The following is a 12860-nucleotide window of genomic DNA, read 5'->3' as shown; positions in this document are numbered from 1 at the left end:
CCCGCGACCACTGCCGACGCGTCACGCACTCGGGGAGACCGCGCCATGTCGCGCACACGCTCTGTCGCCAGCTCCGCGCTGGGCGTCCACCGCCGTTCCGTCCTCGCCGCCGCCGGGGCGGTGTCCCTCTCCGCGGGGGTGGGCTACGCCCTGCGGCCCACCGACAGCCAGGCCGCCACCGTCCCCGCCCCGCGCGCCACCCCCGGCGCGACCGAGACGCCCGCCGCCACATCGGCCAAGGCGCCCTGGCGCCCGCTCGCCCCCTACAGCCGCGGCACCACCCTCGCGGGCCTCGCCACCCCGCGCGGCACCTCCGGGTTCCGCCGGCTGGCCTCCGGCCCCGGCTGGAAGCGCGTCGTACGCGACGAGCTGGCCGCGGCCAAGTCCGGCCGCGCGTCCCGCCGTACGACGCTCGCCGCGTTCGTGCACCTCACCGACCTGCACATCATCGACACCCAGCACCCGATGCGGCTGGAGTTCCTGCGCTCGCACGACCCGCACGCCTGGCGGCCGCAGGAGGCGCTGACCGTGCACGGGGCCGTGTCACTGGTGGAGCGGGTCAACGCGCTGCGCGCCGGCCCCGTCACCGGCTCCCCGCTGCGCTTCGCCATGACCACCGGCGACAACACCGACAACAACGCCATGACCGAGCTGGAGTGGTTCCTGACCGTCATGAGCGGCGGCCGCATCACCCCCAACTCCGGTGACCCGCGGCACTACGAGGGCGTCCAGAACAGCGGCCTGAAGCAGTACTGGCAGCCGGACTCCACCGTCCGCGACGCCGACAAGCGGCTCGGCTTCCCCTACCTGGAGGACTTCCTCGCCGCCGCCACCCGCGAGCTGAACAGCCCCGGTCTGAACCTCCCCTGGTACTCCACCGTCGGCAACCACGACACGATGCCGCTCGGCACCTACGCCACGCACCGCGACCCCTACCTCACCGACTTCGCCGTCGGCGGCAAGAAGCTGATGGAACTGCCCGCCGCCGAGGCCAAGAAGCTCCAGGACGCGCTGAGGAAGGCCAAGGACCCCAACGGCGTGGGATACCGCGAGCTGATCAAGGCCCACGCCCGAGACCTGCGCTCGGTCACCTCCGACGAGCGCCGGGCCCCGCACACGCCCACCGAGTACCTCAAGGCCCACCTGGACCCGGCCTACCGCGGCAGGGGCCCGGTGGGCCACGGCTACACCACCGCGAACCTCGACACGGGCACCCAGTACTACAGCTTCCGCATCGCCGACGACGTCATCGGCATCAGCCTGGACACCACCGACGCCGGCGGCCACCACGAGGGCTCCATCGGCACCGCCCAACTGCGCTGGCTGGACCGGACCCTGCGGGACAACAGCGACGCGTACGCCATCGTCTTCAGCCACCACACCAGCGCCACGATGGACAACACCAACCGCGACCCGGCCCGCCCCGACGAGCGCCGGCACAACGGCAAGGAGGTGCTCGCCCTCCTCGGCCGCCACCGCAACGTCCTCGCCTGGGTGAACGGCCACATCCACCGCAACAACATCACCGCGCGCGACGGCTTCTGGGAGATCTCCACCGCCTCGCACGTCGACTACCCCCAACTCGCCCGCGTCATCGAGCTGGTGGACAACAAGGACGGCACCCTCTCCCTCTTCACCACCTGCGTCGAGTCCGCGGCCCCCCACCGCACGGACTTCACCGACCTCTCCCAGACCGGCCTCGCCGCCCTGTACCGCGAGCTGTCGTACAACGCCCCCGGCGCCCGCACGGACCTGGCGGGCACCCGCACCGACCGCAACACGGAACTGCTCCTGAAGAAGGGCTGAAACCGGCTCAACCGACATAACAGCAGCGCCAAGAGCGCACTGCCCCTCAGAGCTACTCAAAGTCGACACGTTGAGTCACATTCACATCACGGAACCTTTACTTTCACTTGCGCCTCGTAAACCATTCACTCCGTTCCGTCACGCATCCGTCGGATGCGTGTTGACCGGGAACAGGTGAACACGTACAGCGACTCAGGGGTGGGGCTGTGAGGTTGAGGGGGCTTCGTCGCGTCGGCGACGAGGTGGGCAGATCTGGTCGGCGTGCGATCGGTGTGATCACGGCGGGGGCGCTGCTCGCGGCCTTGCCCGTGCTGACACCAACTCCCAGTGCGGCAGCGTCCGCTGACGAAGCGTCTCTGACCGAGGGGCAACGGGCCCTTGCCCAAGCTGAGCGGACCGGCGAGCGGGTGGAGGTGACGGGGCAGCGTTCGCAGCGGACGACGGTGTATGCCAATCCCGACGGCTTCACCTTCACCCTTGAGGAGTCGGCGGTCCCGGTACGTGTGCCCACGGCCGATGGCGGTTGGCGGGCGCCGGACGCGGCCTTGGAGAAACGATCCGACGGTTCGGTCGCGCCGAAGGCGGCTGCCGTGGACATGGAGTTCTCGGGAGGGGGCGACAAGGCGCCCCTGGCGAGGATCGACGATCAAGGAAGGGCTCTGGAGCTTGCGTGGCCGGGCACTCTGCCGGTCCCGGAATTGGACGGAACCAGTGCTCTGTACGCCGATGTCCTGCCGGGTGTCGATCTGAAAGTGACGGCGACGCCCGAGAGTTTCCAGCCCGTGTTTGTGGTCAGGACTCCCGAGGCCGCGGCTGGCGACGAGTTGAAGAAGCTGACCTTCGGGTTGAAGGCCGAGGGCCTGATTGTCCGCGAGGGGGCAGTCGGCAACCTCATCGCCACCGATGGAGACGGCCGCCGGGTGTTCAGAGCGCCGCCGGCGCGCATGTGGGACTCGGCGGGAGCGGCCTCCGGAACGCAGACGCAACTGATGACGGCGGAGACGGCCTCGGCTGACGACGCCGAGTCGTCCGACACTTCGGAGTCGGCACCTTCGGGTTCGGGCCTTGAGCCTGGTCAGGGTGACGCGGTGGCCCGTATGGAGGTGGACGTCACCGAGGACTCGCTGACGGTTGTGCCGGATACCGAGATGCTGTCGGCGACACCGGAAACGGCGTTTCCGGTCTTCATCGACCCCACCGTGTCGTGGGGCGAGTCGGAACGCACGCTGCTGCGCAGTGACGGCTACGAGTCGTACGGCTGGGGCAACGGCTCGGACGACAACGGCAAGGGTGCGGGCAAGTGCGGTACCTGGAACGGCTATTACTGCGGTCCTGGGTATGTGCAGCGCCTGTACTTCGAGTTCTCCCCGGCCAGTCTGAAGGGCAAGAAGATCCTGGATGCGACGTTCCGGGTGACCGAGCCGTGGGCGTTCCAGTGTGATCCGCGCTGGGTGGATCTGGTGCGGACGAGCAACATCTCGTCCTCCACGACCTGGTCGTCACGGCCAAGGCATCTGGATCTGATGGTGGACCGGAACGTGTCGGCGGGACGTGGGTCGCTGTGTGATCCGGACTCGCCGGATGCGCCGATCGAGTTCAAGGATCACGCACCGGAGACGAACGAGAACCTGACCCCGACGGTGGCCGACTTCGCCGCGGGCAAGTTCGACCGGCTCACCTTGATGATCAAGGCGCACGACGAGACGGACACTGCGGCGTGGAAGCGGTTCAGGAACGACGCGACGCTCGCGGTGGACTTCGTGGGGCTGCCGGACAAGCCGAGCGGCATCGGACTCAATGTCGGCGGAAAGCCGGTGTGCGAGAGCAGTTCCTCGAACCCCCAGGTGCTCTCCTCACCCACCCCGACGCTGATGGCGACGGCCCGGACCAAGCCGGGTGGCGAGAAGGACGCGCAGTTGCGGGTGTACTTCGACATCGACCGGCGAGGCGGCGACGGCACGTGGTCCGACGCCCCGGCCGGGAACGGTGATCTGCGGCCCTCCACCGGTTATGTGGGCGACGACGCCAAGGTGAGCATGGTCTGGTCGACGCTCACGGAAGGGACGCTGTACCGGTACCGGGCCTGGGTGCGTTCGTACTACAACAAGGGTGCGGACTATCTGGCGGGCCCGTCCAACGCCTCGACGACCGGCTGGTGCTACTTCAAGGTGGACCCGACCCGCCCGAAGGCTCCGGTGATCACCTTCGACGGTCCGTACAGCGAGTGCACCACCAACGACTGCGCGGCGAAGGGCGGGCCCGGCGTGGAGGGGAGTTTCACCTTCAGCCCCGCCGCCGGAGACGCGGCCACCAACACCGCGTACCAGTACAAGCTCTCATCCGGGGACGCGTGGTCTCCGCCCGTTCATGGTTCGACGGTTTCCGTTCACACCACACCCGAGGACTCAGGCACGCACCGTTTGTACGTACGGGCCCGGGACAGCATCGACTGGGGCGCGCAGAGCGTGGTGGACTTCCTGGTGGACGCCGGTCCCGGGCCGGTCGGCCGGTGGCACTTCAGCGAAGCGAGCGGTGCCGCACGGGACTCCGCGACCGCTGATGGCGGCGACGACCTGTCACTGAGCGGTGGTGCAGTACGGGATGACCGAGGCCGCCGTGGTCTGATGACGCACGACGCCACGGGCACGGCCCTTCAGACCCCGGTCACGGACAAGGGGCTGACGCTCGACGGAAGTACGGGCTACGCGGCCACGAGTGGACCTGTACTGGAGACCCGGGCGTCGTACACGGTCTCGGCGTGGGCGCGCGTGAAGCCTGGTGCTTCTGGAACACAGACCGTTCTGGGGCAGGACGGTGACACCTACAGTCCGTTCTACCTGTCGTACCAGTCCGGGTACTGGAGCCTGCGTCTGCTTTCCAGGACGGGCGATTCCTCCACGTGGCACACGGTGCGGGCAAAGGCCCCTGGCACGGAGGGTGTGTGGACGCACGTGGCGGGCACTTTCGACGCCAGCGTCAACAAGCTCCGCCTGTATGTGAATGGCGTTCTGCAAGGTGAAGCGGACGCCGGTACTTCATGGTCTGCGAACGGCCCGCTGCAGGTCGGGCGGGTGAAGTATCGCGGGAACCACGTGGACTACTTCGACGGTCAGATCGACGAAGTGGCCGTGTGGCAAACCGCGCTGAAGGAGGCGCCGGTCGCGGACGAGGCGAGGTTGTCGGTCTCGGAGAAGTACGCGGCCGCAGAGCTGGTCGCCGACTGGTCGGCGGAGCGGGGCAGTGGCAGCAGCATCCCTGACACCACTTCCGGCTACGGCAGGTCGCTGACCCTGACCGGAGGCGCGTCGCTGGACGGCGAATCGATCGTGCTGGACGGCGTGGACGACGCGGCGGCGACATCCAGGCCGATCGTGGACGACACCGGATCCTTCACGGTCACCACGCTGGCGTCCCTCGACGGTGACAAACTCGCCGCCAAGAGCGTCGGTTACAGAGGCCAAGTGCTCGGCCAGCGGACGGCGGACGGGTCGGCCTGGGGGTTCTGGTACGAGCTGAAGGGCAAGCAGAGCGTCTGGGACGACCAAGCGCAGGAGGAGAAGACCGTACCGGTCGGTTTCTGGCGCTTCGGGCGGCTCAACGCCGATGGCACCTTCAGCGCGGTGGCATCCGACACGACCGCCCTCACGGACGGATTGGTCCGCCTGACCGGGATCTTCGATGCCCAGGTGGGAACGATCAGTCTCTATGTGGGGGGCGTGCAGAACGGTGACGCCAGTGCGTTCACCGCGAAGGCCGCCTCGGGCGACTTCGCTGTCGGCAAGGGGTTCGTCGGCGGCGCTTGGGGTCACTATCTGCCCGGCCAGGTTGCCGAGATACGTCTGTGGGCCGGGGCGATGGCCAGTCCGGAACAGGTCGAGGTGAGAGTGGGCGACTGACCTGCGGCAGGTGGGGCGTCCTGAGACGGGGCTGCCCCCGCCTGCCGCTTACGACCGACGCGGCGACCTTCGGGGATTCGCCGGACCTCTCTGAACGGGACTGGGTGGGACACGAACCATGGCCTTTGGCATAGGCACCTCAAGAACGGGTGGCAGGGACACGCGGCGCCGCACTGGCCGCCTCCTGGCGCAGTCGCTGGCGCTGGCGCTCGTGGCGCCCTTGGGACTGACCCAGGTGGCCCAGGCGAAGGAGGCTGCCGGCGGACTGGGACGGCCCGACGTGCCGAAGTCCAAGGTGAGCAAGGTCAGGGCCTACGACGGGCCGGGAGCGGGGAAGGTCCGGCGGAAGGTCGCCGAGGACAGGAAGGCCAACTCGGCACAGGCCGAACGTGCCGCGTCGGAGCAGAAGGCCGCCTGGCCCAGGAGCGGCGGGGCGACCCTGCCACTCACGGGCGGCAAGGCGGGCAAGGCCACGCCGAGCGGTGTCCCCGTCTCGATGGTTCCCTCCGGCAGCAAGACCGCGGCCGACGGCGAGGCGCGGGTCACGGTGCTGGACCAGACGGCGGCCCGGAAGGCGGGAATCACCGGTGTCCTGCTGACTGCCGAGGCGGACACGGCCGGCTCCGCCGATGTGAGCGTCGACTACAGCGGTTTCGCGTCGGCCGTGGGCGGCGGCTGGTCGCAGCGGCTGCACCTGGTACAGCTGCCGGCCTGTGTGCTGACGACCCCGCAGAAGGCGGAATGCCGTCAGCAGCAGCCGCTCGCGTCGGACAACGACGTCGTGCACCAGTCGGTGTCGGCGCGGGTGAGCCTGCCCGAGGCGCCAACCGGAACGTCGACCCAGCTCCTGCGTTCCGCCGATGCCACGTCCTCGTCGGCCATGGTCCTCGCGGTCACGGCCGCTGCCGCCGGTTCCGGCGAGTCCCCCAAGGGCACTGGTGACTACTCGGCAACCCCGCTCTCAGCCTCCTCCGAGTGGCAGGCGGGAGGCAGCTCCGGTTCCTTCACCTGGTCGTACGACTTCACGATGCCGCCCGCCGCGGCCGGTCCCGCGCCCTCGCTGTCGCTGTCGTACGACTCGGGCAGCGTCGACGGCCGCACCGCGACCACCAACAACCAGGGCACGGCGGTCGGTGAGGGCTTCACGCTCACCGAGTCCTACATCGAGCGCAGCTACGGCTCATGTGACGACGACGGTCATGCGGATGTCTTCGACCGCTGCTGGAAGTACGACAACGCGAGCCTGGTCCTCAACGGCAAGTCGACCCGCCTGATCAAGGATGACGCCAGCGGCAAGTGGAAGTTGGCGGACGACGACGCGTCGACGGTGACCCGTTCCACAGGGGCGGACAACGGCGACGGCGACGGCGAGTACTGGACCGTCGTCACCGGAGACGGCACCAAGTACGTGTTCGGCCTGAACAAGCTGCCCGGCGCGGACACCGAGCGCACCAACTCCACCTGGACGGTGGCGGTGTTCGGCGACGACGCGGGCGAGCCCGGGTACGACAACGGTGGCTCCTTCAGTGGCCGCTCGGTGGTCCAGGCGTGGCGCTGGAACCTTGACTACGTCGAGGACACGCACGGCAACGCGGCCACCTACTGGTACGCGAAGGAGTCGAACTACTACAAGAAGAACAAGGCGACGACGGCCAACTCGTACTACACCCGCGGCGGGTACCTCAAGCGGATCGAGTACGGCCTGCGCAAGGGGGCCCTGTTCACGGACAAGGCGGACGCGAAGGTCACTCTTGGGCACGCCGAGCGCTGCACCGCATCGGACTGCTCCAGCCTGACCAAGGACACGGCGGACAGGTGGCCGGACGTCCCGTTCGACGCGATCTGCTCCAAGGACGACTCCGAATGCAACGCGTCCGGGCCGTCGTTCTTCTCCCGCAAGCGCGTCACGAGCATCAACACCTCCTCGTACGACGCCACCAGCGACACCTACGACCCGGTGGACTCCTGGGCCCTGGTCCAGCAGTACCTGGACGGCGGGGACATCGGCGACAGCTCCGACCAGGTGCTGACGCTGAAGTCGCTCAAGCGCACCGGCAAGGCCGGCGATACGGACATCACGCTCAACCCGGTCTCGTTCACGTACCAGATGCGTCCCAACCGGGTAGACGGCACCGACGACATCCTGCCGCTGACGCGTCCGCGCATCTCCACCGTGACCTCGGAGACCGGCGCGGTCACCACGGTGACCCTGTCGTCGCCGGAGTGCGTCCGCAGCCAGGTGCTGGGCGCGGCCGAGGACTCCAACACACGCTCCTGCTACCCGCAGTACTGGAACATCAACGGCGCTTCGGACGCCTCCGTGGACTGGTTCCACAAGTACCGCGTCCTGGCCGTCGGTGCTGCCGATCCGGCCGCGGGCAACGAGATCGTCGAGCACGCCTACTCCTACAGCGGCGCTGCCTGGCACCACAACGACGACCCGTTCACGCCGAAGAGCGAGCGGACCTGGTCGGACTGGCGCGGCTACCGCAAGGTGACGGCCTACACCGGCGCGACGAATGTGACGCGCTCCAAGACGGTGTCCCTGTACATGCAGGGCATGCACGGGGACAAGAACAAGGACGGCACCACCAAGTCCGTGAGCGTGGACCCGATGCTGGACACGGATGTGGACTTCGCTGCCGCCACCGACAGCGACTACTTCAAGGGCCTGCTGCGCCAGCAGATCACCTACAACGGCAGCCAGCCCGTCAGCAGCACCTTCAAGAACTACACCCGGAAGGACACGGCCACCCAGACCGTGCCCGGCGCCGCAGACCACGTCGCCCGGTGGGTCCGCGACACGGTCACCTACACGAGCACCTACCTCACCGTCACCGGCACCTGGCGCTCCCATGTCGCGACCAAGCGGTACGACTCCCTGGGCATGGTGTACGCCTACGACGACTATGGGCAGAAGGGCCTGGGCGGCGACGAGACCTGCACCCTGACCTGGTACGCCCGCAACGCCGACGTCGGCATCACCGGCCTGGTCTCCCGGACGCGAACCGTCGCCCGCGAGTGCTCGGTCGCGGACAGCGACCTGGCCCTGCCCGCGAACACCGACACGCGCGGCGACGTCCTGTCCGACACCGCGACCGTCTACGACAACCCCACGGCAACGACCTGGTCGGCATCCCAGAAGCCCACCAAGGGCGAGGCGACCTGGAGCGGGCGCGCCACCGGCTACGCGGCCTCGGCCGACAGCAACGGTGACCGGCTCCCCACGGGCTGGCAGACGATGGGTACCACCAAGTACGACGTACTGGGCCGCCTGCTGAGCGTCACCGACACGACGGGGCGTACCACGTCGACCGCCTACACGCCCGCCGAATCCGGCCCGCTGACCAGGACGATCACTACCAACCCCAAGCAGTACAAGACGGTCACCTATCTCGATCCCCGCCGCGGGCTGTCGCTGCGCAGCTACGACCCCAACAGCAAGAAGACCGAGCTGAACTACGACGCGCTCGGCCGCCTCACCGAGGTCTGGCTCCCGAACCGCGTCCGCGGCAGCCAGGCCCCGAACACCAAGTTCGCCTATCACCTGGACAGGACCAAGCCGTCCTGGGTGTCCACCTCGACACTGAAGAAGGACGGCACAACCTACAACACCAGCTACGCGCTCTACGACTCCCTGCTGCGCCCGCTGCAGACCCAGTCGCCGACGCCACAGGGCGGCCGCCTGCTGACGGACACGCGCTACGACACCCGCGGCCTGGCGTACGAGGCGTACGCGGACATCTTTGACACCAGCGCCACGCCCAACGGCACCTACACCCGGGCCGAGTACGGCGAGGCGCCCGCCCAGACCGCGACGGCCTACGACGGCGCGGGCCGGCCGACCACCAGCACGCTGTACGTCTACGGCGCCAAGAAGTGGTCCACGACCACCAGCTACACCGGTGATTCCGTGGCCACGACCGCGGTGAAGGGCGGCTCGGCCCAGCGCACGATCACCGACATCCGCGGCCGGACGACACAGAAGCGCGACTACGCGACCGAAAGCCCGGCCGACGCCTCCTTCGGAACCGGCCCCGGCGCCGCGTACACCACGACGAAGTTCACCTACGCCCTGGACGGTCAGCAGAAGTCCATCACCGGCCCGGACGGCGCCCAGTGGACCTACGAATACGACCTCTTCGGACGCCAGGTCAGCGCCACCGACCCGGACAGCGGCACGACGCTCACCGCCTACGACAAGCTTGACCGCCCCATCCGGACCACCGATGCCCGTGGCAAGTCGATCGTGACCGGCTACGACGACCTCGGCCGCGTCACCGGTACCTGGGCGGGCTCGAAGACGGACGCCAACCAGCTCACCGGCTACACCTACGACACGGTCCTCAAGGGCCTGCCCACGTCGTCCACCCGGTACGTGGGCGGCAAGACGGGCCAGGAGGCCTACACCCAGACCGTCACCGACTACGACAGCCTGGACCGGGCCACCCGAACGCAGCTGGAACTGCCGGACAGTGACCCGTTCGTCAAGGCGGACCCGTCGCTGTCCACGCTGGCCTACGAGACGTACTACAACATCGACGGCACCCAGCAGTTCGACAAGCAGCCCGCGATGGGCGGCCTGCCGTCGGAGAACATCAGCTTCGGCTACAACGGCCTGGGCGGTCTGCTCTCCATCGGCGGGTCGACCGGCTACCTGAGGGATGTGTCCTACTCGGCCCTGGGCCAGCCGCAACTGCTGACGCTGGGCACGGGCGGCACCGGCAGCAAGAGCTTCTACGTCGCCAACGACTTCGAGGACGGCACCGGCCGTCTGACCCGCAGCCATGTCACGGACCAGACGCACCCGTACATGCTGCAGGACCTCAACTACGCCTACGACCAGGCCGGGAACGTCACCGCGATCAGCGACCCGACCACCCTGGGCGGCACCAGCAGCCCGGAGACCCAGTGCTTCGCCTACGACGGCCACCGGCGCCTGACCGAGGCGTGGACCCCCAGCTCACAGAAGTGCGCGGACACCCGCAGCGCGTCCGCGCTGTCGGGCCCGGCCCCGTACTGGACCAGCTACACCTACAACGACGCCGGCCAGCGCCTGACCGAGATCCAGCACGGCACCGGCGTCCGCACCGGACAGGACACCAAGCGCGAGTACGCCTACCCGCCGACGGGTGAACCGCAGCCGCACACCCTGTCGAGTGTGAAGACAACAGGGGACGGCACCCGCACCCAGTCCTTCACCTACGACAAGACGGGTAACACCGAACGCCGCGCCACCAGCGTCTCCCACCAGTACCTGCGGGCCGGATGGAAGCTCACCGCAGGCCAGGAGGTGCGCTCCCAGCGCGCCCGCATGGTGATGAAGGACGACGGCGACCTGGTCATCTACGACCGGGACACCGGCAAGGTCAAGTGGCGCACCGGCACCGCGGGCAACCCCGGCGCATGGGCGACCATGCAGGACGACGGCAACTTCGTCGTCTACGACACCGACCGCACCCCGCTGTGGTCCACCGGCACCTACAAGGGCTCCGGCTCCGGCTACTTCGCCACCCTTCAGGACGGCGGCACCTTCGCTCTCTACGACGCCAACTGGCAACTGAAGTGGAGCGCCGGCTCCTGGATCGGCACGGCACCCGTCTCCTCCGGCACCCACAGCCACACCTGGGACGACGAGGGCCACCTCGCCACCAGCACGGCACCCAACGGCATCCTCACGTCGTACCTCTACGACGCTGCCGGCAACCTGCTGATCCGGGCCACGGAGAACGGCGAACGCATCCTCTACGCGGGCGCCACCGAACTCCACCTCAGGGCCGACGGCACCACGTGGGCCCAGCGCTACTACACCGCCGGAGACGTCACAGCAGCACTCCGCTCCAACGAATCAGGCACCAACACCCTCACCTACCTCACCGGCGACCACCACGGCACCAGCACCCTCGCCCTCACCCCCGGCACCCCCCAGACCTTCACCCGCCGCCACCTCACCCCCTTCGGCGCCGACCGAGGCACCCCCGACGGCGACACCACCACCTGGCCCGACGACAAGGGTTTCCTCGGCAAAACCCGCGACACCACCACGGGCCTGACTCACATCGGCGCCCGCGAATACGACCCGACTCTCGGCCAGTTCATCAGCGTCGACCCGCTCCTCGAAATCGACAAACCCCAAACCCTCAACGGCTACAGTTACGCCGCCCAGAACCCGCTGACCTACTCCGACCCCACCGGAATGGGGCTCGCGTGCGGTGGCCCCGAATTCCCGGCATGCCCGACCCGCCCTGACGGAACACCAGGAAACGGACGTCCCAACGAAGCTGCGACTGGGAACGGCAAGACAAATAGCGGAACTGCCCAAACCGGCAGCACAGGAAACACAAACGCCTCCACCCTTCCGACCCCTAGCCCTAGCCCTGGCCCAGAACCGGTGCCTGGTCCCTACGGTGGCCCGTATCTGACTACTACGTCTGTCTGGAAGGAGTTGGCACTCGCGGCGTGCAGTTGGATGCCTGCCGTTGGTCTAGGTTGCGATGCCTACGACGTCAAGCGTTCCCACGACGAGGGAGATAAGCTTGGTGTGGGCATGGGCATTGCTGGACTTCTTCCGCTCGGGGATTTTGGAAAACTTGGCAAGCAGTTCGACAGGATCCAGGAAGCCTGGAATAGTGCACGCCATATCCGCAGCATAGATCCGAAAGACGTAGTCGACACGCTACGCTCCACCGGGCGAATAAAGAGTTCGGCAAATATAGCTGCCGCAACAGTCGATGTCCGAGGTGTTGATCCCATGCTTCTCGTTGCTACGAGCGGCCGAGAAGCGCGGAAGGGGATGGTTCCGAGCCCCGGCGACCCAGTGAATGGGTATCCGCAGCGGTATGTTCCGGTTGGGCGTGACTCTGATTCGGAACAGAAATTGTTCAACTACCTCGCCGACCAGTTGGGTCCTCCAAATGATTACGCTTCAGGAGTGATTCGACTCCACTCCCAGAGGGCTGTATGCGATTCATGCAGCGGAGTTATTGGATCATTCCAGGTCGATTATCCTAACATTAGGATAGTTGTCACAACCGGTTGAATTGAGATACTTTTGAGCCCCTCGCGATGATTGAGCAGCGAGGGGCTCGCGGTTGATTTTTCACCTGATATACTATTGAGACTTTGAAGAGATGGAGTGATGCAATGGACATGTCCCCA

The 12860-nt window shown here is 67.6% G+C and carries 3 protein-coding genes; all 3 read left to right on the top strand.

What is annotated here, in order from left to right:
• The first annotated feature begins 45 nt into the window (after positions 1-45).
• The 3 genes from ICC28_RS03145 to ICC28_RS03135 all read left to right on the top strand — a co-directional run bounded on the left by ICC28_RS03145 (position 46) and on the right by ICC28_RS03135 (position 12741).
• Positions 46-1806, top strand: a complete 1761-nt coding sequence (locus ICC28_RS03145; RefSeq protein ID WP_188286785.1) for a TIGR03767 family metallophosphoesterase — start codon at positions 46-48, stop codon at positions 1804-1806.
• 272 nt (positions 1807-2078) lie between these two features.
• Positions 2079-5702: a LamG-like jellyroll fold domain-containing protein gene (locus ICC28_RS03140; protein WP_411158563.1), complete on the top strand. Its 3624-nt coding sequence runs from the start codon at positions 2079-2081 to the stop codon at positions 5700-5702.
• A 118-nt stretch (positions 5703-5820) separates the two neighbouring features.
• Complete coding sequence (locus ICC28_RS03135) at positions 5821-12741, top strand: RHS repeat-associated core domain-containing protein (protein ID WP_223188195.1); 6921 nt, start codon at positions 5821-5823, stop codon at positions 12739-12741.
• The last annotated feature ends 119 nt before the right edge of the window (positions 12742-12860 follow it).

Source organism: Streptomyces sp. TRM68416 (assembly GCF_014596915.1).
GTDB lineage: Bacteria > Actinomycetota > Actinomycetes > Streptomycetales > Streptomycetaceae > Streptomyces.
Note: the sequence above shows the minus strand (reverse complement) of the source record. Positions and strands in the feature narration are given on the sequence as shown.